Source organism: Rhizobium sp. Root1204 (genome assembly GCF_001424965.1).
Taxonomy (GTDB): domain Bacteria; phylum Pseudomonadota; class Alphaproteobacteria; order Rhizobiales; family Rhizobiaceae; genus Pararhizobium.
The window spans coordinates 288,509-312,837 of the sequence record NZ_LMCZ01000001.1 but is presented as its reverse complement, the minus strand read 5'-3'; the positions used below and the strand labels follow the sequence as shown (position 1 = coordinate 312,837).

Below are 24,329 nucleotides of genomic sequence, written 5' to 3'. Positions count from 1 at the left end.
TCGCGTGTTCCTGCCGGAAAGCCTCAGGCAAATCCGGCGGGAATGGGCGCGATCGCCCGGTCGCTGCCATAATCGCGTTGATGGGCCATATGGCCACGGAGGCGCCGCGGTTCAGACTTGATTTCAGATGCCGTCAGCTCAAAAACGCCGTCGGCATAGGTGCCGGTATCGTCAGCGTCATCGCGCTTTGCCTTGAGAAGATTGAAGATCATCGCAGGTCCTCCCGGTTTTTCGCATCAACGGCCAGTTCGCCGAACCGTTCCGGTGATAGCCGGAAAATAGTTAAAAAATTAACCATGTTTTCGGGCGAAGCGCGATCGAGGACGCCATGCGTGCCGCACCGATCCTACACCTGTTGTAAGACATCCGGGAGTCGTGCAGCTTTTTTGGAGCTAGGGCTGCGTTAGTTCAATGATCCGCCAACCAGGTCGTCGCTCAGAATCCGGAAGGCCTCGTCGAGTGCGTCCACCAGAATATCGGTCAGCTTGTCGCCGTTGTCGTCCTGAAGAAAAAGCGCGATGGCTGCGTCGTTGGGCTCGCCTGAATATTCGATGATGTTCGACATGTCATTGTCCTCTGCTGCCCGGCATCATGCCGGAGGTGAGGGCAAGATAGGTTGCGTCGCTTGCGCCGGGCTTGAACATCCCGATGTGGTGCTACGCTTCGCATTAACCTTCGATTAAGGATTTGAACAGTCCTGCGGCGTCATTTTCGTGTTCCGCGTCCGCGCACCGTCATTGGATTTGCAGATCGGCCGGAAATCTGAAAACATACCCAGATAAAAGGACTTGCCCTGTTTCAACGTCGCGCCATCTCCCCATTCTGGAGGAAGCATGAGCCACAAGTTAGTTATGATTCTCATTGCCCTCGGAGCGTCCGGCGCGATCTTGTCCGGTTGCGTCGATGACAGCGGATATCTCTATACCAATGCGCCTGTGCCCACCGCCTATCGCGAGCGGGTGGTGATAGAGCAGCGCTATTACGACGTCAGGCAAGGGCCGAGCTATTATCATCGGCGCAGTCCGCGCGTTTTCTACGTTCAATCGGGAGACCGCAGAAGCCCCCGATGCTTCGGGACGAATTGCTACGTCGGTGCGACCTACAGGGAAGATCCCTATTACCAACTGGCTAACTGACCGGAGCGAGCCTGTTGCGCCTTGAGTGCTAGACTTTGGAGTGACGGGAATCCACGCAGCCTCGTAAAGGCCTGTTCTCGTCATGCTTTTTGGGAGAAAACTGGTGCCGCTTGCAGGACTCGAACCTGCGACCCCATCATTACGAATGATGTGCTCTACCACCTGAGCTAAAGCGGCCAGCATGCGTTGCGCGATGCCGCGAAACGATGTGTGAGGGGCTGATACCTGCAAACGGATGCGATTTCAAGCCATCAGTTTTGAGAACGGGAAAAAAGCTTCCGGCAGTTCGAATGGCGCCTTCTACAGCGCCAGTTTTTGCCTTGCTGCCGCATATTCCTCGGCCAGCCTGTCGACGAGATTGGCGGTGGGAGCGATTTCCGTGACGGCGCCGATACCCTGGCCGCAGCCCCAGATATCCTTCCAGGCCTTGGCGCCGGTCGTGGCCGTCTCGAAATCCATCTTGGAAGGATCGGCTTCCGGTAGATGGTCGGGGTCCATGCCGGCAGCGGCAATCGAGGGCTTGAGATAGTTGCCGTGAATGCCGGTGAAGAAGTTGGAGTAGACGATGTCGCTGGCGCTGCTGCCGACAATCATCTGCTTGTAGGCGTCGCTGGCGCGCGCCTCGGTCGTGGCGATGAAGGGCGAGCCGATATAGGCCATGTCGGCTCCCATTGCCTGTGCAGCCAGAACCGCGCCGCCGGTCGAGATTGCCCCGGACAACAGCAGGGGTCCATCAAACCACGTGCGGATCTCCTGGATAAGGGCGAAGGGAGAGAGCGTGCCCGCATGGCCGCCAGCACCGGCCGCAACGGCGATCAGTCCGTCGGCGCCCTTGCGGATGGCCGAGTTGGCGTGGCGGTTGTTGATCACGTCGTGCAGCACGATGCCGCCATAGGAATGGATGGCCGCATTGACCTCGGGCACAGCGCCAAGCGAGGAAATGACGATCGGCACCTTGTATTTGACGCAGAGCATCAGGTCGTGCTCAAGCCGTTTGTTGGACTTGTGGACGATCTGGTTGACCGCGAAGGGGGCTGCCGGCCTGCCGGGATTACGGGAATTGTGAGCGGCGAGGTCTTCGGTGATCTCGGCCAGCCATTCGTCCAGCTGTGCCTCCGGCCGCGCATTCAAGGCCGGAAACGAGCCGACGACACCGGCCTTGCACTGCGCCAGCGTCAGGGCGGGGTGCGAGATGATGAAGAGCGGTGCTGCGACGACGGGCAGGCGCGTGGTGCCGTTGAGGATGGCTGGCAGGGACAAGGTTCACTCCCGGTTTGTTATTTGACGTTTCCGTAAACGTAAGAACCTTAGCAGCGGCTTTGTGTTTTGCAAGGCCGATTTGTCGTGGCTGCTGGTCATGGTTCGGCCAAAACCACCGGGTTTTCCCCGGCGCTGATGGCCCGTTTGATGCGCGAGGCTTGCAGATCGCAGCGTCAACCGTTACCCAATTGTTAACATATTCAAAAGCGTGCCGGGTTTCCTAAAAGGATGTCAGGCCATGACGATGGATTTGATTGTAAGGCCCGTAGCCGGTCGTGCATGGTTTTTGGGTAACAGCAATCCGGCCGCTTCGGCTTTCGATGCGCGCAGTATGCTTTGCAAGGGCGTGAATGCCTGCACCAAGAAGGACGAAGAGTGAGCGGACTGGAAACTGCTATCAGACAGGCGTTGGAACGCTCCGAGCGGGCGAACTCCGAAACGCGTGCGCGCATCTATCAATCGGCGCGCAACGCGCTGGAGGCCGGCCTTAGAAAGCAGGATGTGCACGATCCCGAGGTGATTGCCCAGCAGCGCCACCGGCTCGAAGGCGTCATTCACGCCATCGAATTGGAGGAGCGCGCCAGCCTGAAAGCCGCTGCATCCGTGCCGCCGCCGATCCAGGTTGAGACCCGCAGCGCGCCGGTTCCTTCGGCAGAGCTTGATCACGACATCCGCATGCCATCCGAACGGCATGCGGGTCGTACCGGTAGTCCTGTTGCGGATGGTGGCCTTGCGGGCCTGCGTCCGGAGCGCCGCGACGGCGCGCGTGCTGCGGACACGGCACCCTTGACGGAACCGGCCGCCGGCAAGCGCGGCAAGGCCGCAAAGGCAGATGCGGCGGCAGTAAAACCCCGGCGGCGCAAGCGCGGCAGTTTTCTCTCCTTCGTCATGGTCATCACCACGCTGGTTGCAGCGGTGGTCATGGGGGCGTGGTGGGTTGAAACCAGCGGACTTTTGAAAACGGCGGCAGAGCGCGATACCAGTGTCGCCAATCCGCCCTCGACAGTGCAATCGGAGGATTTCGACGGCGCGGCCGGTTTGAAGACGCTTGGAGCGCAAGCGGGCTTTTCCGGCGATTGGGTTGAGGTCTTCACACCTGCTGATGCAAGCAACGTCAAGGCCAGTAGCCGTGCTGCTGCCGATCCCGTCAGCGACGAGCGTGGCCAGCGTCTTCGTATCACCTCGGCGACGGCGGATGCCGACGGCAATGTGTCGATCGAGATTCCTGTTTCGGTGCTTGAGCAGATTTCCGGCAAGACATCGACTGTCGCCCTCAGCGTTCAGGCGGATACCGGTAAGCAGACGCAATTTTCTGTCGAATGCGATTTTGCCTCGCTCGGCGATTGCGGCCGCCACCGGTTCACGGTGAACGATGAAAAGAACGACATGCTGTTCCAGGTGACATTCGATCGCAGTCTTGCCCCGAGTTCGCCTGGACATATCCTGATCAACAGCGATGTCACGGGTGCCGGCAACAGCGTCAGCGTCTATGCGGTGCGGGTCCTTCCCGGCCAATAAGCTTTTTGGTAAGCGCTGCGGCTATTTCACAAAGCCGTGGCCGAAGCCGAGAATCTTGTCATCGATCTTGCCGATCGCCTTCTCGTCCTTGCCGTCATAATCGGCCGAATTCAGAAGGTGACGGATCAGGTTGAGATGCGCACGTTTCTTGTCGTTGGCGCGAACGACAACCCAGGGCGCATGGTCGGTATGCGTTTCCCGCAGCATCGTGTCGCGCGCCTCGGTGTAGTCGTCCCACTTGGTCAGCGCCGCAATGTCCATCGGCGAGAGCTTCCAGACTTTCAGCGGATCGTGACGGCGGTCGTGAAACCGCTTCAACTGCATTTCCCGGCCGATATCCAGCCAGAACTTGAAGAAATGGATGTCATCGCCGGTGATCAGCTTTTCAAGCCGCGGCGTCTGGTTCAGGAACTTCTTGTGCTGTTCTGGCGTGCAGAAGCCCATGACAGGTTCAACGCCGCCCCGGTTGTACCAGGATCGGTCGAACATCACGAATTCACCGGCCGTCGGAAAATGCGAGATATAGCGCTGATAATACCACTGTCCCTGTTCCGTCTCGGTGGGTTTGGGCAGGGCAACGACGCGAGCGGAGCGGGGATTGATATAAGACCGGATGGCATAGATGGAGCCGCCCTTGCCGGCCGCATCGCGCCCTTCGAACAGGGCGACAACACGCTTGCCGGTCGCCTGCAGCCAGAACTGGACCTTCACCAGCTCGATCTGCAGCTTTTCCAGAAGATCGTCATATTCGTCGCTGTCGAATTTCTTTTCGTAAGGGTAGTCGCCGGAAGCCAGCGCCTTGTCGTCGATCCAGTCTGGCAGCTTCGGATTGTCGATGTCGAAAACCCGCTCCTTGCCATTGATCACGAGTTCGACCGGCTTGTTTTTTTCCATGTCCATCATGATGTACCCTCGCTGGATATTGTTGCTGCCGGTCGCCGATTTCATGGGAGGAGGCCACAATTGCATTGCGAATTCAAGCATGCCGTGAAAATCATGTCATGAACCTCCGCTATCACCGGTCAATTGCACCGTGCTCGTGAGAAAATCTTGGAAGATACAAACAACGTCTGGGTTCGACTGAAAGAGACCGCCAAGTCGGAGAAATGGGTCATCGGCCTGTCCGTTGCTGCCGCTGCAGGTCTCGTTTTTTCGGGCATTCATGCCGCAGCTGTGCTGCTGTTCTGGCTTGTCTGGATGACGGTCCTGTTCAATCGTTCCGCAGACACCAAGCCGCCGATTCCGGTTGCCGTGCCGTCCGTGGTGGAAGAAACCGATCTCGACATGCTCGCGACGGGCTTCAATGCACTCGACACGCCAATTTTGGTGGTCGCACCCGATGAAACAGTGCTTTTACAAAATCAGGCGGCGGAAAAGGCGTTCGGCACCATTCCGCCGAACACGGACCTGTCGGCACGGGTGCGTTCGCCCGGCATCCTCGATATGGTTCGCGAGACCATCGTCACCGGCAAGGTCAACCAGATCGAACATTCGGAGCGGTTTCCATCCGACGCGGTCTACATCGTCCGGGTCGCGCCGGCCGAGGTTGGCCAGCGGGCCGACAAGCGGCTTTATGTCCTGTCCTACAGGGATATTTCCCAGGCGCGTCGGATCGACCGGATGCGCTCCGATTTCGTCGCCAATGCCAGCCATGAACTGAGAACGCCGCTGGCCTCGTTGCGCGGTTTTATCGAGACTTTGCAAGGGCCTGCGCGCAACGACCAGAAGGCACACGAAAAGTTTCTCGGCATCATGCACGAGCAGGCGACGCGGATGAGCAGGCTGGTCGATGATCTCCTGTCCCTGTCGCGGCTGGAACTCAAGTCCCATATCGCGCCGGATGAAGCGATCAGCCTGGGGCCGCTGCTTGGTCATGTCCGCGATGCTCTGGCACCACTTGCTGAAGACGTCGGTGTCGAAATTTCGCTGATCGTGCCGGATGAGCCAGTGACCGTGCAGGGTGACCGTGACGAGCTGACGGAAGTCTTTGAGAACCTGATCGAAAACGCCTGCAAATACGGCCAGGAGGGCAAAAAGGTCGAGGTCACGCTCTCCGGTGGAGGTGATGCTCCGGCAGAAGTTTCCGTTCGCGATCACGGGCCGGGCATTCCCGCGGAGCACGTTCCGCGCATTACCGAACGATTCTACCGGGTGAATGTCGAGGCCAGCCGGTCGAAAAAAGGCACGGGCCTCGGGCTTGCCATCGTCAAGCATATCCTCACCCGGCATCGCGCCAGGCTGCTGGTTCAGTCTGAAGTCGGCAAGGGCACGGTCTTTACCGTGAGGTTTTGACACAAACCTGTCTCCGAAAATGTCATTTTTAGAAAATAGTCAATTATTTCAATTGATTGATATGTCACAAATGTTTCGTCAAGTTGACATAAAAGGTGTGGGCATCGGGCGCTAACTAGGGCGGCCGATCGACACGGCGAAAGCGAGCGCTGGTGAAAAGCGCACCCACACAAGCCCATTACGGGAGTATTCTGATGAAGTCCTTGAAACTTACTGTTGCAGCTCTGGTTGCATCCGCCGCGTTTGCAGGCGTTGCCATTGCTCGCGACCAGATCCAGGTTGCCGGCTCCTCGACCGTTCTGCCTTATGCAAAGATCGTTGCCGAAACGTTCGGCGAAACCTTCCCTGACTTCAAGACCCCGGTTGTTGAATCCGGCGGCACCGGTGCGGGCCTCAAGGAATTCTGCAAGGGCGTTGGCCCGGACACGATCGACATCGCCAATGCATCGCGCCAGATCAAGGACAGCGAGCTGGAAACCTGCAAGGCAGCCGGCGTTACCGAAGTCCAGGAAGTCAAGATCGGTTATGACGGCATCGTCTTCGCAACGGACAGCGGCAATGCCGATCTGAAGCTCGTTCCGAAGGACCTCTACCTCGCGCTCGCCGCTGAGCTCGTCATCGACGGCAAGCTCGTTGCCAATCCCTACAAGAAGTGGTCGGAAGTCAACAAAGACCTGCCGGACGTAGAAATCGCTGCTTACATCCCGGGCGAAAAGCACGGCACGCGCGAAGTCTTCGACGAAAAGATGCTGGCTCACGGCTGCAAGGACGCTGGCGCTGACGTTGCCATCAAGGGTCTCGTCGCCGACGAAAAGGAAGCTGCCAAGAAGTGCATCGCCGTCCGTAAGGACGGTCTGGCGATCGACATCGATGGCGACTACACCGAAACGCTCGCCCGTATCGCTTCCAACAAGAACGGCATCGGCGTTTTCGGCCTGTCCTTCTATGAAAACAACGCTGACAAGCTGAAGGTCGCGACCGTCAGCGGCGTTGTCCCGTCGGGCGCAACGATCGCTTCGGGCGAATATCCGGTTTCGCGCCCGCTGTTCTTCTACGTCAAGAAGGCTCACCTCGGCGTTATCCCGGGCCTGAAGGAATATGTTGAATTCTTCCTCGACGACCAGATGGTCGGCCCGGACAGCCCGCTGGCTGCCTACGGTCTCGTTCCGGCTCCGGATGCCGAGCGCGAAGCCGACCGCAAGGCCTTCACCGACGGTAACATGCTCTAATTTAGTGCAAAAACCGGCACGGCAGCTTTGCCGTGCCGGGCATCCCGAGTATGCGGATTTGCCGGCTTTCAATGAGTGAAAAGCCGGGGGGACATATCGATGAGCACTTCTCTTATTCTTTTGATCATTTTGATCGTTGGCCTTGCGGCATATTTTGCCGGACGCGCGCGCGCGATGGCCAGCTCCAAAGGCAAGCTTTCCGCCCTGCATTCGCTTCCTGGTTATCATGGCGTCTATGTTGCCATCTGGGCGGTCCTGCCGGCTGCGTTCGTTCTTGCCGTATGGCTTCTTGCCAGCCCGTTCTTCATTGAAAATTCCGTGCGCTCCGCCTTGCCGGATACGGTGAAAAGCCAGGGCGCTGCGACCACCGAGCTGATGCTCGGTCAGGTTATGCAGGTAGCCAACGGCCTGAAGCGGCTGAGCAGCGATGAGCTTGCGGCCGTCACCAGCGGCTCCAGCAACCTTCGGGAGGCGCTGGCCGCCAAGGGTGTGCCGATGGCAAATGCCGGCGAGCCCTACATGGTGGAAGCCGCGCAGCACTATAATTCCCTCAGAGATGGCAGCCGGTGGGTAATGAGCCTAGTCGTGCTGATCATTGCTATTGCCGGGGCCGTCTTCGCCATTCGCGGTATCAGCGCGCCGTTCCGGGCCAGAAACCGCGTCGAGCGCGTCATGCTGGGCACGCTCCTTGTTGCCTCTTCGATCGCGATCCTGACAACGGTCGGTATCGTCGGCTCCATGCTGTCGGAGGCCATCCGGTTCTTCCAGTCGGTGTCCCCGAGTGCGTTCTTCTTCGGCACGGTCTGGGACCCGCGCTTTTCGGCAGCCGGCAGCGGTGGCACGGAAGGCCAGTTCGGTCTTCTGCCGCTTCTCGCGGGCACGCTCTACATCGCTCTTGTCGCCATGTTGTTTGCTGTGCCGGTCGGCCTGTTCGCGGCCATTTACATGGCGGAATATGCAAAGCCCGTCGTGCGTGGCATCGCTAAGCCGCTCTTGGAAATTCTCGCCGGTATCCCGACTATCGTCTACGGCTTCTTCGCGCTGGTGACCGTCGGGCCTTTCCTGCGCGATATCTCCGCCCAGCTGAACGGCCTGGTCACTGGCAACTATGTCAATTTCATCCAGGCACAGAGCGTTCTGACAGCCGGTCTCGTCATGGGCATCATGCTGATCCCGTTCGTGTCCTCATTGTCGGATGACATCATCACGCAGGTCCCCCGCTCGCTGCGCGACGGCTCGCTCGGCCTCGGTGCGACGCGCTCTGAGACGATCAAGCGCGTCATCCTGCCGGCGGCGCTGCCCGGTATCGTCGGCGCCCTGCTGCTGACGGCCTCGCGTGCTGTCGGTGAAACAATGATCGTGGTGCTGGCTGCCGGTGTTGCCGCCCGCATGCAGCTCAACCCGTTCGAGGCGATGACCACGGTCACCGTCAAGATCGTCAATCAGCTGACGGGCGACCTTGAGTTCAACTCGCCGCAGACGCTGGTGGCTTTCGCTCTTGGCATCACTCTGTTTGCCATCACGCTCTGCCTCAACATCTATGCACTCTACATCGTGCGCAAGTATCGGGAACAGTACGAATGACCGACATGACATCCTCCGTACAGTCCACCTTTGTGCGCCCGGCGCAGGCAAGACGCGATATCGGCATCAAGAGGCGCTATGCTGCCGAACGCCGCTTCAAGGCTTACGGCCTGACAGCTATCCTGATCGGCCTGTTCTTTCTGTTCGTGCTGTTGTGGACCGTTGTCTCCAAAGGCTACACGGCCTTCCAGCAGACGGCGATTACCCTGCCGATCGAGTTTTCGGAAAAGATCATCGATCCGAAGAACGAACGTGGCGCCAATCCCGCCAAGTTGATGACGGCGAATTATCCGCTGCTGGTGCGTGACGCGCTGGTAAAGGCCCTCGGCATCGATCCCGCCAACAAGCCGCTCGTCAAGCAGGCGACGGACATGGTTTCGGCCAGTGCCCGCACACAGTTGCGCGATCTCGTCGTTGCCAATCCGGCGATCATCGGTACCACCGCCACTGTTTCGCTTCTGGCGGAAGGCAATATCGATAGCGCCAACAAGGGCCAGATCGACCTGACCGTTGCTGAAGCCAACCGCAAGGTGAAGGATCAGCAGATCGAATGGATGAAGAAGCTGTCCGAAACCGGCGCAATGGCCAAGCAGTTCAATACCGGGCTGTTCACCTATGGTGCATCGAGCCGTCCTGAGGCGTCGGGTATCGGCGTCGCCGCCCTCGGCTCGCTCTACATGATGCTGATCGTCCTTGTGCTTGCCCTTCCGATCGGCGTCGCGGCGTCGATCTATCTCGAAGAGTTCGCGCCGAAGAACCGGCTCACCGATCTGATCGAGGTCAACATCAACAACCTCGCGGCGGTGCCGTCTATCGTCTACGGTCTGCTCGGCCTGTCGATCTTCATCAACTTCGCCGGCATGCCCCGTTCGGCTGCCGTCGTTGGTGGCCTGGTGCTGACGCTGATGACGCTGCCGACGATCATCATCGCCACCCGAGCAGCTCTGAAGGCGGTTCCTCCGTCGATCCGCTCGGCAGCCTTGGGTCTCGGTGCTTCCAAGATGCAGACCATCTTCCATCACGTCCTGCCGCTCGCCATGCCGGGCGTCCTGACCGGTACGATCATCGGCCTGGCACATGCGCTCGGCGAAACCGCGCCGCTGCTCCTGATCGGCATGGTGGCCTTCGTTGTCGACTATCCGGGCTCGCCGATGGACCCGTCCACTGCTCTGCCGGTCCAGATCTACATGTGGGCCAACGAAGCCGAACGTGCATTTGTCGAACGGACTTCGGGTGCGATCATGATCCTCTTGATCTTCCTCGTCGTCATGAACCTTGGCGCAATCCTGTTGCGGCGTCGCTTTGAGCGTCGCTGGTAGTGAGGTAAGAACATGAACATGATGTCAGAAGCAGCAGTTGAAAAGGCGCTGGACCAGAAAATGAACACTGTTCCCTTCAAGATGATCGGAAAGGACGTTTCGGTTTATTACGGCGAGAAGCGCGCGCTTTTCGATGTAAACCTCAACGTTCGCGAAAACACCGTCACCGCGCTGATCGGCCCGTCGGGCTGCGGCAAGTCGACGTTCCTGCGCACGCTCAACCGCATGAACGACACGATCGACAGCTGCCGCGTCACCGGGAAGATCACCCTTGATGACGGCGATATCTACGACCCGAGCATCGACGTCGTCGAACTCCGCGCCCGCGTCGGCATGGTGTTCCAGAAGCCGAACCCGTTCCCGAAGTCGATCTACGAGAACGTCACCTACGGTCCGAAGATCCATGGCCTCGCCCGCACCAAAGCGGACCTCGATCAGATCGTCGAGACGAGCCTTCAGAAGGCCGGCCTCTGGAATGAAGTGAAGGACCGCTTGCATGAATCCGGCACCGGCCTCTCCGGTGGTCAGCAGCAGCGCCTGTGCATTGCCCGCGCCGTTGCGGTCAGCCCGGAAGTCATCCTAATGGACGAGCCGTGCTCGGCCCTGGACCCGATCGCGACCGCCAAGGTCGAGGAACTGATCCACGAGCTGCGGACAAACTACACGATCGTCATTGTCACACACTCGATGCAGCAGGCAGCCCGCGTGTCGCAGCGGACCGCGATGTTCCACCTCGGCAATCTCGTCGAGGAAAACGACACCGACAAGATGTTCACCAACCCGGATGACCAACGGACCCAGGATTACATCATGGGCCGCTTCGGCTGAGGACTGAGCTTGCCACCCTGTCATGAGGGCAGGGTGGTGGTCTTCCAACCCGGATTGTGATCGCAAGGAAAAACAATCATGTCTACGCACATTGCTTCCGTCTACGACGAAGATCTGAAGTACCTGACCCGGCGCATCTCCGAGATGGGCGGTCTGGCCGAACAGATGGTGGCCGAATCCGTACGCGCCTTGGTCAATTCCGACCTGGCGCTTGCCCAGAAGGTCATTTCCGACGACGCCATTCTCGACGAGGCCGAACGCCAGATCGGCGAAAAGGCCATTGTCACCATCGCCAAGCGCCAGCCGATGGCTGCCGACCTGCGCGAAATCATGGGATCGATCCGCATTGCCGCCGATCTTGAACGGGTCGGTGACCTTGGCAAGAACAACGCCAAGCGCGTCATCGCGGTCGCGAGCGCCAGCCTGCCGCGCCAACTGGCCCGTGGTCTGGAGCATCTGGCCGAGCTTGCGCTCGTTCAGCTCAAGGAAGTGCTCGATGTCTATGCCTCCCGCTCGCCGGAAAAGGCCAATAGCATCCGCGAACGCGACAACGAGATCGACGCGATCTACACGTCGCTGTTCCGCGAACTCCTGACCTACATGATGGAAGACCCGCGTAACATCACGCCGTGCACGCATCTTCTGTTCTGCGCCAAGAACATCGAGCGCATCGGCGACCATGCCACCAATATCGCCGAAACAATCTACTACATGGCGACCGGCGCGCAGCCGGCTGGCGAACGTCCAAAGGACGACACAGCCAATACGGTCGGTGCGATCGGCAACTGATCGCCTGAGAAAGTAAGTAAATTCTTACGCAATGATCGCGCGAGCGGCCGCTGGAGCCGCTCGGCACGCCTCCGGCCATCCGGCCGGACGCCAAGGAGCAGAACTGAATGTTGCCAAGAATTGCCGTTGTTGAAGACGAAGAGGCGCTGAGCGTCCTCCTCCGATACAATCTCGAGGCCGAAGGGTTCGAAGTCGACACCATCAACCGTGGCGACGAGGCGGAAATGCGCCTGCAGGAACGTCTGCCCGATCTCCTGATCCTCGATTGGATGTTGCCGGGTGTTTCCGGGATCGAACTGTGCCGCCGGCTGCGCCAGCGTCCGGAAACCGAACGGCTACCGATCATCATGCTGACAGCGCGTGGCGAAGAGAGTGAGCGTGTTCGCGGTCTGGCTACGGGCGCCGACGATTACGTCGTCAAGCCGTTCTCGACGCCGGAACTGATGGCGCGGGTGAAGGCGATGTTGCGCCGCGCCAAGCCGGAAGTGCTGTCGACGCTGCTGAAGTGCGGCGATATCGAACTCGACCGCGAAACCCACCGTGTCCACCGCAAGACGCGCGAGGTCCGTCTCGGGCCGACGGAGTTCCGTCTCTTGGAATTCTTCATGGCATCGCCGGGCCGGGTCTTTTCGCGTTCACAGCTGCTGGATGGCGTCTGGGGCCACGATATCTATGTCGATGAACGCACCGTCGACGTCCATGTCGGCCGCCTGCGCAAAGCATTGAACTTTTCCAATATGCAGGACGTGATCCGTACAGTGCGCGGCGCGGGCTATTCCCTGGAAAGCTGAAATCGTACAGGAAAGAACCGTCAGGCGTTGCCGAGCGGTTCTCCAATCTCGATGGCGTGACCATCCGGATCGTAGAAGCGGAAAACCCTCTGGCCCCAAGCCTGCGTCTCGATGGGGTGGATGAGGTTTACAAGGCTGCCGATGCGCCCGAAAAGCGCATCCAGATCATCATGTTCGAAATAGAGCAGGATATTTTGACGGCCGTACGGCCCGGAAACGTCTGACGGCTGTCCCCAGACCGTCGTTTCGAGGGATTTGCCATCATGGATGGCAAATCCCGTTTCAAATAAGACGAAATTGCCGAAATCACGGCTGACTGCCAATCCCAGCATCTCGCTATAGAAGATTTTCGAGATGCTGATATCCCGTACAAACGGGATGGGATTGACAAAACGCACGGCCGATCCGGCCTTAGCGTGCCCGGCGGCGCTCGCCGGACGGCTGGTAGGCCAGCTTGGCGTGGAAGGTGCAGTACGGCGAAGTGTCCGGGGAATCGTTGCCGCAGAAGTGAAACTCGTCCTTCATCGGATCGCCGATCGGCCACTTGCAGGTACGGTCGGTCAGCTCGGTCAGGACCAGACGGCGAGACATCGGAATAACAACGTTGTTGCCAGCCGGTGCTGTCTCCAGATTCTCGATCGCGTCGATTTCCACCTCTTCCTTCATGACGGTCGCACCGGTGGTGCGGGTCACTGTGCGGGTGGCGGTGATGCGCGATGCGGTATAGTTCGGTGCGCGTGGTGCGGCGGAAGGTGCCGGGCGCTTGACGCGGGCCGTTGCCGTGCTGCCACCAGCCTTTGCGCGGCCGGGCAGGCAGAGACGGTGAACCTTGCCGATGACGGCATTACGGCTGACGCCGCCGAGCTGTGCTGCGATCTGGCTCGCGCTCAAGCCTTCGGCCCACAATTTCTTGAGTTTTTCGACCCGCTCGTCAGTCCAGTTCATGGTCTTGTCTCCATTCCCAGCGTTGGTGATGGTCGAATCCTCCACCGAGCCCTGGGTGTAACCCGAGGCTGAAACGCGATAACACTTTTGGTGACTAGGTCCGCCGCATGCGTTCTAGTAATTATTTCTTAACGTAGAGCCCGTGGGACTCCCTGACAAGAGTCCGGAGAATCCCACCGAATCGATTTCCGAGTTTTCCCCAACTTGCTTGCGATGCGTGGCATTTTTGCAAGGGTATCCGGCTAAAAAATTTGCGGCCGCTGTATATCCGCGAATTGCTGGAAATCATGGGCTTTTGTTGACATCGCATTGCGAAGTGAAGATAGTGCCATTGCCGCCGAAAGGCGGCATTTTGATTTTTTATGGGCTGGTCACAGCCTTGTTGACGGCGCCGTTTATACAATGGCCGTGATGGTTTGAGGAGACATGCGCCATGGCCGATGCCACGCCGCTTTATGACACATATGCACGCGCACCCTTGCGGTTTGAGCGCGGCGAAGGCGTCTGGCTGATTGCTGAGGACGGCACCCGTTATCTCGATTTCGCCGCCGGTGTGGCGGTCAATTCGCTCGGTCATGCACATCCGCATCTTGTATCGGCATTGAAGGAGCAGGCGGACAAGGTCTGGCACCTGTCAAATCTCTATGAAGTCCCCGGCCAGGAAAGCCTCAGCCGCCGCCTGACGGAAGCGACGTTCGCCGACAAGGTGTTCTTCACCAATTCCGGTGCAGAAGCGCTCGAATGCGCGATCAAGACGGCGCGGCGCTATCATTTCGCCAAGGGTCAGCCTGAAAAATTCCACATCATTACCTTTGAAGGCGCGTTCCACGGCCGCACACTGGCGACCATCGCTGCCGGTGGGCAGGCGAAGTACCTGGAAGGCTTCGGCCCCAAGGCGCCGGGTTTCTATCAGGTGCCGTTTGGCGACATGGGCGCCCTGAAGGCTGCCATCAGCGAAGAGACTGCCGCGATCCTGATCGAGCCGATCCAGGGTGAGGGTGGTATCCGCACCGTTTCGAAGGAATTCCTGCAGGAACTGCGTGCGCTCTGTGACGAGTATGGCCTGCTGCTCATCCTCGATGAGGTCCAGTCCGGTGTCGGCCGCACTGGCAAGCTTTTTGCCTATGAATGGGCGGGCGTAACGCCGGATATCATGGCGGTTGCCAAGGGTATCGGCGGTGGCTTCCCGCTCGGCGCCTGCCTTGCCACGGCAGAGGCAGCCTCCGGCATGGTCGCGGGCACCCACGGCTCGACCTATGGCGGCAATCCGCTGGCCATGGCTGTCGGCAATGCCGTGATGGATGTCATCATGGCCGATGATTTTCTCCAGCACGTCCGCGATGTCTCGCTGGTCTTCCGCCAGGGGCTTGCTTCACTTGCCGATCGTTTCCCCGAGATTATTGAGGAAATCCGTGGCGAGGGCCTGATGCTCGGCATCAAGGCCAAGGTGCCGTCTGCCGATCTCCTGAAGGCCATCCGTGCCGAACGGCTGCTGGCGGTACCAGCGGGCGAAAACGTTATCCGCCTGCTGCCGCCACTGGTGACGACGGCCGAGGAAGCCCGTGAAGGCCTGGCGCGTCTCGAGCGCGCCGCCGAACAGCTGACAGCGGAGCGACGACAGGCATCGGCCTGAACGACGCTTCACTGACACGCTGAAAAACACAGGACTCTGAATAGAATGGCCGGTACCAGACACTTTCTCGATCTTTCTGCCATGACGACAACCGACTTGCGGTCGATCATCGAAGACGCCCGCGTGCGCAAGGCTGCCACCAAGGCCGGCACCGCTGAAAAGCCGCTGGCCGGCAAGATGCTGGCGATGATCTTCGAAAAGCCTTCGACGCGCACCCGCGTGTCCTTTGATGTCGGTATGCGCCAGCTTGGCGGCGAGACGTTGTTCCTGTCCGGCACCGAAATGCAGCTCGGTCGCGCCGAAACCATCGGCGATACCGCCAAGGTTCTTTCGCGCTATGTCGATGCGATCATGATCCGCACCACTGATCACAATCGGCTGCTGGAACTGGCCGAGCATGCCACCGTGCCGGTGATCAACGGACTGACGGATGCGACGCATCCCTGCCAGATCATGGCCGATATCATGACGTTCGAGGAGCATGCAGGCCCGGTAAAGGGCAAGACGATTGCCTGGACCGGCGACGGCAACAACGTGCTGCACTCCTTCATCGAAGGCTCGGCGCAGTTCGGCTACCGGATGAACATGGCTGTGCCGCTCGGTTCGGAGCCTGACGACAAGATCCTCAACTGGGCGCGCAACAATGGTGGCGATATAAAGCTCTATCATGATGCCGATCAGGCCGTGGATGGCGCCCATTGCGTGGTTACCGACACCTGGGTATCGATGAACCAGGAACACCGCGCCCGTGGCCACAACGTCTTCCAGCCCTTCCAGGTTAACGCCGCGCTGATGGCGAAGGCCGACAAGGATGCGCTGTTCATGCACTGCCTGCCTGCCCATCGTGGCGAGGAGGTGACGGATGATGTGATCGATGGCAAGCAGTCGGTGGTGTTCGATGAAGCCGAGAACCGCCTGCACGCGCAAAAATCCGTCCTTGCCTGGTGCCTTGGCGCGCTCTAGCGGTCTGGCCCGGCATATTGAAAACCGGGCAGCGGCACACGATCTATGCATCAAGCTGATGACCGGCAGGTGGCGTGTCCGCCTTCGCCGGTCGTTCGTATTCAAAAGCAACCATCCATCCGCGCCGCCGTCCTGATTGGAGGCGGCAGAGCGACGGCCGTTTTTTCAGGAGCGATCTGGACAAAACCGGCCTGCCCAGGATCAATAGAAGCATCGAACAGCGTCCCGGCCTTCACGGCGGGCAGACGTTCGAGGGCTAGGAGTTAGAGCGATGACGGAAGCAAACGTGGGCCTTGGCCAGTTCGATTACGCCGGTGACGATCATGTCGTGCCGTTTCAGGTGGAAGGCCTTGATGTGCGCGGCCGCGCCGTCCAGCTCGGCCCGATGCTGGACGCGATCCTCGAGCGCCACAATTATCCGCTGCCGGTCGCCCGTCTCGTCGCTGAAACCGTCGTTCTAACGGTACTTCTCGGTACGTCATTGAAGTTCGAAGGCAAGCTGATCATCCAGACCAAGAGCAATGGTCCGGTCGATCTGGTCGTCGCCGATTTCGCGACGCCGGACCGGGTACGCGCCTATGCCCGCTACGATGAAGAGGCTCTGAAGATTGCTGAAGAGAACGGCCTGACCCAGCCTCAGCATCTGCTGGGCGAGGGCGTTCTTGCGTTCACCATCGATCAGGGTGCGCATATGCAGCGCTATCAGGGCATCGTGCCGCTCGACGGAGCCTCGCTGGAGGAAATTGCCGGCGTCTATTTCCGCCAGTCGGAACAGATCCCGACCAAGGTCCGCCTTGGCGTCGCAGAACTGCTCGACCGCGATGAAAACGGCAAGCCGCGTCATCGCTGGCGGGCTGGTGGCATGGTTGCGCAGTTCCTGCCGGACGCGCCGGATCGTATGCGCCAGGCCGATCTGCATGGTGGCGACGGGGATGACGGCAACGGCGCTCTTGCGGTCGATGATTTGTGGGATGAAGCCAGCGTCATGGTCCAGACCATCGATGCCGACGAACTGACCGATCCGACCGTGGGTACCGAGCGTCTGCTCTACCGGCTGTTCCACGAGCGCGGCGTCAAGGTCTATCCGCCACAAGCGGTCTATGACAAATGCAGCTGCTCGCGCGAAAAACTGCGGGATGTTCTGGCAAGCCTCAGCCAGGATGATATCGATCACGCGGCCGAGGATGGACTGGTATCGGTCACCTGCGAATTCTGCTCGACGACCTACCGGTTTGAAGCGACGGAAGTGAAGCCGCAGTAAAAACGCTGCGGCTCTAATTCAAGGTCCGGTTCTGGCCGGGCGAATCCAGCGAGAAAGCGGGGATGTCGACGGTGAACGACTCCCCGTGCGTGTTTTCCATCGAATAATGGCCGAACATGACGCCGGATGGTGTATCGAGCGGGCAGCCGGATGAATATTCATAGGTGTCGCCGGGATTGAGAACCGGCTGCTCGCCGATCACACCTGGGCCGTTGACCTCATCGACCTGGCCGTTTTCATCGGTGATATGCCAATAGCGCGTCATCAGCCGGACTGTCTCGCCGGACAGGTTCGAAATCAGGATCCGGTAACCCCAGACATAGCGGCTGTCATCCGGATCGGACTGCTCCTCCAGATAATAAGGCTCGACGGTCACCTCGATGTCGCGTGTCAGCGCGCGGTACATATGCAAACCCTTTTCAAGTCCATAGGCGATATTCTACAGCAAGATGGTTTCGTCAAGAATAACGCATAGGGTAAACTGTAAGGATAGGGTACGGCATGCTCGACGGTCATGTGAGGCGGTGGATTGACCCTTGGCTGGAGCGGGCTGGCAGCGCTTTGGCTGGTCATGGTATCACGGCGAACACCGTCACCGTCACCGGCTTTCTGATCGGTCTCGCGGCTGCGGTCGCTATCGTCCTGGATTCTTACGTCTGGGCTTTCATTCTGATCGGGATCAGCCGGATTTGTGACGGCCTCGACGGTGCCGTCGCGCGATCGACCCAAAAAACCGATTTCGGCGGCTTTCTCGATATCGTGCTCGATTTCGCCTTCTACGGTCTCATCCCGTTCGCCTTCATCCTTGCCGATCCCTATGAGAATGGCATTGCCGGCGGGCTGCTGCTGCTGTCTTTCTATGTCAACGGCGCCAGCTTCCTTGCTTTTTCGATCATGGCCGAAAGGCGCGGTCTCTCGACGGAGGTGCGCGGTGCCAAGTCGCTCTATTTCACCACGGGACTTGCCGAGGCGACCGAAACGATCGCTGTCTTCCTGGCTTTCTGCCTGTTCCCGCAATGGTTTTCCGAGATCGCGGTGATCTTCGCGCTCGTCTGTTTCTATACGGCGCTGTCGCGCACCATGCTGGCCAGAGCGAGTTTCAAAAGAGAGAGCCAGGCATAGAAAAACGCCCGCATCCGGAGATAAGGGCGTTTCACAAAATTCAATAATCAGGCCTGGACCGACTTCAGCGCGCGGGCAAAATCCTCGATCAAATCCTCACTGTCCTCGATCCCGGCCGAGAAGCGCACGGTGCCGGGCGAAATGCCGAGTTCGGCGCGGGCTTCGTCCGAAAGGTTCTTGTGCGTCGTCGTCGCCGGATGGGTGATCAGGCTCTTGCTATCGCCGAGATTGTTGGAGATCAGCACGACATCCAGCGCGTTCTGCAGCGCAAAGGCAGCTTCCTTGCCGCCCTTCAGCTCGAAGCAGACCAGTGTCGAGCCACCCTTCATCTGCCGGGCGATGATATCGGCCTGCGGATGGTCCTTGCGGCCGGGGTAGATCACCTTGGCGACCTGCTTCTGTTCGGCGAGGAAGTCGGCGAGACGCGCGGCATTCTCGCTCTGCTGGCGCACACGCAACGGCAGGGTTTCGATGCCCTTCAACAGCGTCCAGGCATTGAACGGCGACAGAGCAGGCCCTGTGTGGCGGAAATAATCCTGCAGGTGTTCGCTGATCCATTCCTTGTCGGAAAGGATCACGCCGCCGAGGCAACGGCCCTGACCGTCGATATGCTTGGTGGCGGAGTAGACGACGATATGGGCGCCCAGTTCCAGCGGCTTTTGCAGGAGCGGGGTTGCAAAAACGTTGTCGACGATGACCTTGGCGCCGATCTGATTGGCGATCTTGGCGACTCCGGCAATATCGACCACTTCCAGTGTCGGATTGGTCGGGCTTTCGAGGAAGAACACCTTGGTGTTCGGCCTGACGGCCTTTTCCCAGTTTTCAAGGAAACGGCCGTCGATCAGGGTGAATTCGATGCCGTATTTCGGCGCCAGCGTTTCCACTACCCAGCGGCAGGAGCCGAACAGGGCGCGGGCTGCAACGATATGATCGCCGGCCTTCAGCTGGCAAAGGATCGCAGCCGAAACAGCGGCCATGCCGGACGCGGTAGCGCGCGCATCCTCGGCACCTTCCAGCGCGCACATGCGTTGTTCGAACATATCGTTGGTCGGGCTGCCGTAACGGGCATAGATGAAGCCGTCCGTCTCGCCCTTGAAGCGCGCTTCTGCGGCTTCGGAAGTTTCGTAGACGAAGCCCTGCGTCATGAAGATGGCTTCGGAGGTTTCACCATGGTTTGAACGGGTCGTGCCGCCGTGAACGAGCTGGGTCGCGGGGCGCCAATTTTTGCTCATCGATCGTCTCTTTCAACACAAAAAAAACCGGCCGCGAAAAAGCAAGCCGGTTTCAAACCCGGCCTTTTTAGCTATTTGTTTAACGTGGCTGCAAGCCGACCGGCCAAATCACCACGGGATAAGTTCGTATTTACTGATAAGGCGCGCTTGCGTCAATTCCCGTGAACAACAAGATATGTCACAGGGACAATTTGAGTTATGACGTGCCGGTAGCGGCAAAGAGGACGATGGAAATGACCAGGGCCACAGGCATTCTAGCTGATCGCGCCATTGCTGCGCTGTTTGATGCGGGGCGGTTGAAAAGCGAGGCGAAGCTCGATGCCGACCAGATCCAGCCGGCCAGCCTCGATCTGCGCCTCGGTTCGAAGGCCTTCCGGGTCCGTGCCAGCTTCATGCCCGGCCCCAGCCATCTGGTAGCCGACAAGCTCGACCGGCTGAAACTGCACGTTATTGACCTTACCGAAGGTGCGGTTCTGGAAACCGGCTGCGTCTACATCGTGCCACTGATGGAAAGCCTCGACCTGTCGCCGGATATGTCGGCCTCGGCCAATCCGAAGAGTTCGACCGGCCGCCTCGATATCTTCACCCGCGTCATTACCGACCGGGCTCAGGAGTTCGACAAGATCCCGGCCGGCTATTCCGGCCCACTCTATCTCGAAATCAGCCCGCGGACGTTCCCGGTCATCGTCCGGCGCGGCTCGCGCCTGTCGCAGATCCGTTTTCGCGTCGGCCATGCGCTGCTCACCGAAACGGAAGTCCTGGCGCTGCATGAAAGCGACGTCCTCGTTGCCAGCGACAAGCCGAACGTCTCAGGCGCCGGCATCGCGCTGTCGATCGATCTGAAAGGCACCGGCGCCGACGGCTTGATCGGCTACCGTGGCAAGCACCACACGGCCGTTGTCGATGTCGACAAGAAGGCCGAGCACGGCATCTTTGATTTCTGGGAGCCGCTCTACAGCCGCGGCCGCGACGAACTGATCCTCGATCCCGACGAGTTCTATATCCTTGTCTCGCGCGAAGCCGTGCACGTCCCGCCGCTTTACGCCGCTGAAATGACCCCGTTCGATCCGCTGGTCGGCGAATTCCGCGTCCACTATGCCGGTTTCTTCGATCCGGGCTTTGGCCATGTCTCGGCGGGTGGCAAGGGCAGCCGCGCCGTGCTCGAAGTCCGCAGCCATGAAGTTCCGTTCATCCTCGAACACGGCCAGATCGTCGGCCGTCTGGTCTATGAACATATGATGGAGCGTCCCGAAGGTCTTTACGGTCTCGGACTTGGTTCCAACTACCAGGCGCAGGGCCTGAAACTCTCCAAGCATTTCCGCTCGGAGTAAATAGACGCCCGCAAAACCGGCTGCCGCCTTGACAGGCAGCCGTGCTTGGTGGAAACCTCCAGCGCAAGGCGGGTATGATGTAGTGGTAGCTTGTCAGCTTCCCAAGCTGATCGTGCGGGTTCGATTCCCGCTACCCGCTCCACTTTGTTTCTCAAGTGGTGCTGCGCTTAATCTCTACGCCCTTCAAGCATACGGCCTGCTCGCCTTCCAAACAGTGAGCAGCGTCAACACTCGCCGTGCCCGCTGACGGGGACGTGCGGTGTCTTGTTCCAGGAAAACGGGTTGGTTCGCAACTCCAGCAGGGCTTTCCACGCCGCCAGGGACATGGCCAGCCAGTAGATAGGCACGAAAATCCAGCGCCAGCCTACTGCGCGCTTCTCACGGCCTGTCATCCGGTTCCGGCCGAGTGAGATGAAGACCGCGTAACTGCCGAAGATATTGATGATATCACAGGTAAACAGCCAGAAAGTCAGCCAGCTTTCCGAGGAGGGCCTATCGTCCAATATCAACCATGTCAGATAGGCGAGGAAGCCGACAATGATGGGATGACTGAGTGCGGAGAGCAGCAGGCCGGCAATCAGGATCTGGAAGACGATGAAGGCGGGCCACCCCATCTCACCCGCCAGTTGCCCGGGTTTGCGCATCAACACCAGCCATGTTTGCAGCCAACCCTTGAACCAGCGGGTGCGTTGGCCAAGCCAGACGGACCGCGAGACCGGCGCTTCTTCAAGCGTCGGCTTGAAGATGACGCGCGAGCGATAGCCAAGCCGGTACAGCCGCAGCCCCAGATCGGCATCCTCTGTCATGTTGTAAGGGTCCCAACCGCCGACCTGTTTCAGCTCCATTGTGCGAAAATGATTGGACGTTCCGCCAAGCGGCAAGGGCAGGCCGGTCAGGGACAGCATCGGCAAAAGACCACGAAACAGTCCGGCATATTCCAGGGCAAACAACGCGCTCCACCAGGATTGCCGCGCATTGGTGATGATCAGCGGCGCCTGCAGGCAAATGACCTGCGGCGGTGCCGCCGTAAAGGCCGCATGAGCCTCGCGCAACTGGCCGGGATGCGGCCGGTCTTCGGCATCATAGACGGTCACATAGGTGCCGCGAACGCCGGGAAGCGCATAGGCCAAGGCCTTCGGCTTGGTGCGGGGCATGTGGACAGGTACCAGAACGATCTCGTATTCGCGCGCCAGCCGCAAAGCCCTGAGCGCGGCGATGGTTGCGATATCGTCCTCCTCGCAGATCAGCTTTATGTCGAGGCGCGAGCGTGGCCAGTCGAGCTGGTCGAGCGCCTGGACAAGTTGCGCTACGACGCTCTCTTCTCTGTAGAGCGCGACAAGCACCGAATAGACCGGCAGCGGCCCGGGGGTGTCTGGTGCGTGTTGTTGTTGCTCTCCGCGCGTCTGCAGCAGGGCGAAGCCGAGTGCGTAAAGCCGCACCAGGAAATTGGCAAGGTAGAACAGCGTCAGCACGATATGCAGGATCAGCATGCTGACGAGCGGAATAACGACTGCGGCTACGGCCATGGTGCACAGCGCAATCCCGGCATAAAAACCCTGTTTGCCCCAGAAGGTGATGCGGGCACTGTGGAGTGGTACGGTCTCGAAGAGCGCACGCGTCACCGCCGAAACGCGCCGTTGGCGTCCGGCCCGCCAGGCGGTGTCACGCACCGTTGATGGCGTGGAGGCGGCGAGTGACGGGCGAAGCTGCGGCATGCGCTGTAAAAGGGATGCAAGCCCGGCAATGCGGTTTAACGAAGGAACGATGACGGTGACCGGTGGACGGCTCGCATGATGGACCCGGATTATTTCCGGCCGCGTGAGCTGGGTATCGAGCCCCTCTACGTCCTGAACACGGCCGGGATCGATCACGGGCAGGAAATCAAGCCCCAGTGTTTCCGCCAGTGCCTCGAAATAGAGTGTCTCGTCGATCTCGCCGGATGCGAGCAATTCGTCTTCGACGGTCGTTCCATGCGCCTGCGCAAGCTGCATGGCCCGCGCAATCGAAGGTTTGCCGATACCCATTTGAAGTAGCAGCCGTCCCTCGTGCTTCAATGCAGGCGCGAATCCTCCCACGGCGGTATCAGGCTGCGATCGCCCGGCCGGCGGTTCATTCGCGGTAGCCATTCCGGAATTGTCCGGATATTCTTCCAGACGCATGAAAACCCCATTGCCGCGTGACGCGGCAAACCCCCTATCTTGTCCCGGGAATGATCATAATGTTACGCGCTTTCCGTGCATCTCTAAAATTTTACGGGATTTTCTCGCTGTGCGTGTTGCTGGTTGCAACTTTTCCGGCTGCACCCCGTGCGGCGGAGGGGGTTAACGATCTGCCGCTGTTGTTCGACGCGCGGGAGCGGATCGCGAAGCCGGACCTGAGTGGCCTGGCGCGCCTGCGGTTCCTGACCACTGTCGATTTTCCGCCGTTCAACTTCATCGACCAGTCCGGCAAACTTGCCGGTTTCCATGTTGATCTGGTCCGCGAAATCTGCCGCGAACTGGAAATCGACGCCAAGTGCCAGATCCAGGCCGTGACCTTCGCGGAGTTGCTGCCAGCGCTTGAGGGCGGACAAGGGGAAGCTGTGATCGCCGGGATTGGTACCAGCGCGGAACTGCGGCAACGGTTCGCCTTTTCGCGCGCATTCATGCAACTTCCGGCCCGCTTTGCGGCCAACCGTCAGGTGATGGGAAGCAATCTTTCGGTGGCAGGGCTGGCGGGAAAACCGGTTGGAACCGTGTCGGGAACCACGCATGAGGCCATGCTCAAGGCATTCTTTCCGAAACTCGATGTGCGGCCGTTCCCGAGCCGAGACACAATGCTGGCCGCTTTGAAGCAGGGAAGCGTCGCCGCAGTGTTTTCAGACGGCATGCAATTATCCTTCTGGACGGCCGGCAGCGATGCCGCCGGTTGCTGCGCGCTGATCGACGGCGCCTATTTCTCGCAACGCTTCCTGGGCGAGGGATTGGCGATCATGAACCGCAAGGGAGATTCCGCACTGACGCAGGCGATCGACCACGCGCTGCTGGAGCTGTCCCGCAAGGGCCGGCTGAACGAGATCTACCTGCGCTATTTTCCGGCCGGAATCTATTGAACGGC

25 protein-coding genes, 2 tRNA genes and 1 riboswitch are annotated in these 24,329 nt (G+C 59.6%); of the genes, 17 read left to right on the top strand and 10 right to left on the bottom strand.

Going from position 1 to position 24,329, the window contains the following annotated elements; all coding sequences use genetic code 11:
- Positions 1–23: 23 nt before the first annotated feature.
- Together ASC96_RS01495 and ASC96_RS33255 are read right to left on the bottom strand one after the other, a co-directional pair.
- Positions 24–212 carry a hypothetical protein gene (locus ASC96_RS01495; protein WP_060500654.1) on the bottom strand — a complete coding sequence of 63 codons (189 nt, stop codon included), beginning with the start codon at positions 210–212 and terminating at the stop codon, positions 24–26.
- A 191-nt stretch (positions 213–403) separates the two neighbouring features.
- Positions 404–565 carry a hypothetical protein gene (locus ASC96_RS33255; protein ID WP_164491957.1) on the bottom strand — a complete coding sequence of 54 codons (162 nt, stop codon included), beginning with the start codon at positions 563–565 and terminating at the stop codon, positions 404–406.
- Positions 566–833: 268 nt separating this feature from the next.
- Here ASC96_RS33255 and ASC96_RS01490 point away from each other — a divergent pair, with 268 nt between their 5' ends.
- Entirely contained in the window at positions 834–1,136 is a 303-nt protein-coding gene (locus tag ASC96_RS01490; protein ID WP_060500652.1) for a hypothetical protein, read from the top strand.
- A gap of 101 nt (positions 1,137–1,237) precedes the next feature.
- Here ASC96_RS01490 and ASC96_RS01485 read toward each other — a convergent pair.
- Positions 1,238–1,313: transfer RNA gene (locus ASC96_RS01485), tRNA-Thr, on the bottom strand.
- 123 nt (positions 1,314–1,436) lie between these two features.
- Positions 1,437–2,396 carry a nitronate monooxygenase family protein gene (locus tag ASC96_RS01480; protein ID WP_060500650.1) on the bottom strand — a complete coding sequence of 320 codons (960 nt, stop codon included), beginning with the start codon at positions 2,394–2,396 and terminating at the stop codon, positions 1,437–1,439.
- 238 nt (positions 2,397–2,634) lie between these two features.
- Between ASC96_RS01480 and ASC96_RS32390 the strand changes: the two genes are divergently transcribed.
- Together ASC96_RS32390 and ASC96_RS01475 are read left to right on the top strand one after the other, a co-directional pair.
- A complete protein-coding gene (locus ASC96_RS32390) occupies positions 2,635–2,775 on the top strand; it encodes a hypothetical protein (RefSeq protein ID WP_156393805.1) in 141 nt (46 codons plus the stop codon).
- On the top strand, positions 2,772–3,914 hold the full coding sequence (locus tag ASC96_RS01475; protein WP_060500649.1) for a hypothetical protein: 1,143 nt from the start codon (positions 2,772–2,774) through the stop codon (positions 3,912–3,914). Before ASC96_RS32390 ends, ASC96_RS01475 begins: the two co-directional genes overlap by 4 nt.
- Before the next feature lie 21 nt (positions 3,915–3,935).
- Here ASC96_RS01475 and ppk2 read toward each other — a convergent pair whose 3' ends face one another.
- A complete protein-coding gene (gene ppk2, locus ASC96_RS01470) occupies positions 3,936–4,814 on the bottom strand; it encodes a polyphosphate kinase 2 (protein WP_200954878.1) in 879 nt (292 codons plus the stop codon).
- A gap of 150 nt (positions 4,815–4,964) precedes the next feature.
- Here ppk2 and phoR point away from each other — a divergent pair, with 150 nt between their 5' ends.
- The 7 genes from phoR to phoB all read left to right on the top strand — a co-directional run bounded on the left by phoR (position 4,965) and on the right by phoB (position 12,746).
- The gene (phoR, locus tag ASC96_RS01465) at positions 4,965–6,206 is read left to right on the top strand and encodes a phosphate regulon sensor histidine kinase PhoR (protein WP_060500647.1); all 1,242 of its coding nucleotides are present in this window, start codon (positions 4,965–4,967) and stop codon (positions 6,204–6,206) included.
- Between the two features lie 194 nt (positions 6,207–6,400).
- The gene (locus ASC96_RS01460) at positions 6,401–7,435 is read left to right on the top strand and encodes a substrate-binding domain-containing protein (RefSeq protein ID WP_060500645.1); all 1,035 of its coding nucleotides are present in this window, start codon (positions 6,401–6,403) and stop codon (positions 7,433–7,435) included.
- A 99-nt stretch (positions 7,436–7,534) separates the two neighbouring features.
- Complete coding sequence (gene pstC, locus ASC96_RS01455) at positions 7,535–9,019, top strand: phosphate ABC transporter permease subunit PstC (protein ID WP_060500643.1); 1,485 nt, start codon at positions 7,535–7,537, stop codon at positions 9,017–9,019.
- Positions 9,016–10,338 carry a phosphate ABC transporter permease PstA gene (gene pstA / locus ASC96_RS01450; RefSeq protein WP_060500641.1) on the top strand — a complete coding sequence of 441 codons (1,323 nt, stop codon included), beginning with the start codon at positions 9,016–9,018 and terminating at the stop codon, positions 10,336–10,338. Before pstC ends, pstA begins: the two co-directional genes overlap by 4 nt.
- A 12-nt stretch (positions 10,339–10,350) precedes the next feature.
- Positions 10,351–11,166, top strand: coding sequence for a phosphate ABC transporter ATP-binding protein PstB (gene pstB, locus ASC96_RS01445; RefSeq protein WP_060500638.1), 816 nt, complete (start codon positions 10,351–10,353; stop codon positions 11,164–11,166).
- Positions 11,167–11,241: 75 nt separating this feature from the next.
- The gene (gene phoU / locus ASC96_RS01440) at positions 11,242–11,955 is read left to right on the top strand and encodes a phosphate signaling complex protein PhoU (protein WP_060500636.1); all 714 of its coding nucleotides are present in this window, start codon (positions 11,242–11,244) and stop codon (positions 11,953–11,955) included.
- A 107-nt stretch (positions 11,956–12,062) separates the two neighbouring features.
- Positions 12,063–12,746 (top strand): phosphate regulon transcriptional regulator PhoB, encoded by a 684-nt coding sequence (phoB, locus tag ASC96_RS01435; protein WP_060500634.1) that lies wholly within the window; start codon positions 12,063–12,065, stop codon positions 12,744–12,746.
- 20 nt (positions 12,747–12,766) lie between these two features.
- Here phoB and ASC96_RS01430 read toward each other — a convergent pair whose 3' ends face one another.
- Positions 12,767–13,144 (bottom strand): VOC family protein, encoded by a 378-nt coding sequence (locus ASC96_RS01430; RefSeq protein ID WP_060500632.1) that lies wholly within the window; start codon positions 13,142–13,144, stop codon positions 12,767–12,769.
- Positions 13,145–13,157: 13 nt separating this feature from the next.
- Positions 13,158–13,691 carry a GcrA family cell cycle regulator gene (locus ASC96_RS01425; RefSeq protein ID WP_060500630.1) on the bottom strand — a complete coding sequence of 178 codons (534 nt, stop codon included), beginning with the start codon at positions 13,689–13,691 and terminating at the stop codon, positions 13,158–13,160.
- 433 nt (positions 13,692–14,124) lie between these two features.
- Between ASC96_RS01425 and ASC96_RS01420 the strand changes: the two genes are divergently transcribed.
- From ASC96_RS01420 to ASC96_RS01405, 3 genes are all read left to right on the top strand, one after another.
- Positions 14,125–15,324: an aspartate aminotransferase family protein gene (locus ASC96_RS01420; protein WP_060500628.1), complete on the top strand. Its 1,200-nt coding sequence runs from the start codon at positions 14,125–14,127 to the stop codon at positions 15,322–15,324.
- Between the two features lie 45 nt (positions 15,325–15,369).
- A complete protein-coding gene (argF, locus tag ASC96_RS01415) occupies positions 15,370–16,287 on the top strand; it encodes an ornithine carbamoyltransferase (protein ID WP_060500626.1) in 918 nt (305 codons plus the stop codon).
- Between the two features lie 271 nt (positions 16,288–16,558).
- Positions 16,559–17,548, top strand: a complete 990-nt coding sequence (locus tag ASC96_RS01405) for an Hsp33 family molecular chaperone (protein ID WP_060500622.1) — start codon at positions 16,559–16,561, stop codon at positions 17,546–17,548.
- A 13-nt stretch (positions 17,549–17,561) separates the two neighbouring features.
- Here the strand turns inward: ASC96_RS01405 and apaG are convergent, their stop codons facing one another.
- Positions 17,562–17,954 (bottom strand): Co2+/Mg2+ efflux protein ApaG, encoded by a 393-nt coding sequence (gene apaG / locus ASC96_RS01400; RefSeq protein WP_060500620.1) that lies wholly within the window; start codon positions 17,952–17,954, stop codon positions 17,562–17,564.
- A 95-nt stretch (positions 17,955–18,049) separates the two neighbouring features.
- On the opposite strand from apaG, the gene ASC96_RS01395 reads away from it, so the two are divergent.
- Positions 18,050–18,670: a CDP-alcohol phosphatidyltransferase family protein gene (locus tag ASC96_RS01395; RefSeq protein WP_060500618.1), complete on the top strand. Its 621-nt coding sequence runs from the start codon at positions 18,050–18,052 to the stop codon at positions 18,668–18,670.
- A gap of 47 nt (positions 18,671–18,717) precedes the next feature.
- On the opposite strand, the gene ASC96_RS01390 is transcribed toward ASC96_RS01395, so the two are convergent.
- Positions 18,718–19,902 carry an O-succinylhomoserine sulfhydrylase gene (locus ASC96_RS01390; protein ID WP_060500616.1) on the bottom strand — a complete coding sequence of 395 codons (1,185 nt, stop codon included), beginning with the start codon at positions 19,900–19,902 and terminating at the stop codon, positions 18,718–18,720.
- A gap of 46 nt (positions 19,903–19,948) precedes the next feature.
- A riboswitch (SAM riboswitch) is annotated at positions 19,949–20,027 on the bottom strand.
- Positions 20,028–20,135: 108 nt separating this feature from the next.
- Here ASC96_RS01390 and ASC96_RS01385 point away from each other — a divergent pair.
- Both ASC96_RS01385 and ASC96_RS01380 read left to right on the top strand, forming a co-directional pair.
- Complete coding sequence (locus tag ASC96_RS01385; RefSeq protein ID WP_060501371.1) at positions 20,136–21,233, top strand: 2'-deoxycytidine 5'-triphosphate deaminase; 1,098 nt, start codon at positions 20,136–20,138, stop codon at positions 21,231–21,233.
- Positions 21,234–21,301: 68 nt separating this feature from the next.
- A tRNA-Gly gene (locus ASC96_RS01380) sits at positions 21,302–21,375 on the top strand.
- Between the two features lie 82 nt (positions 21,376–21,457).
- Here the strand turns inward: ASC96_RS01380 and ASC96_RS01375 are convergent.
- The gene (locus ASC96_RS01375) at positions 21,458–23,359 is read right to left on the bottom strand and encodes a glycosyltransferase family 2 protein (protein ID WP_244481790.1); all 1,902 of its coding nucleotides are present in this window, start codon (positions 23,357–23,359) and stop codon (positions 21,458–21,460) included.
- A 92-nt stretch (positions 23,360–23,451) separates the two neighbouring features.
- Here ASC96_RS01375 and ASC96_RS01370 point away from each other — a divergent pair, with 92 nt between their 5' ends.
- Positions 23,452–24,324 carry a transporter substrate-binding domain-containing protein gene (locus ASC96_RS01370; protein ID WP_060501369.1) on the top strand — a complete coding sequence of 291 codons (873 nt, stop codon included), beginning with the start codon at positions 23,452–23,454 and terminating at the stop codon, positions 24,322–24,324.
- Positions 24,325–24,329: the final 5 nt, after the last annotated feature.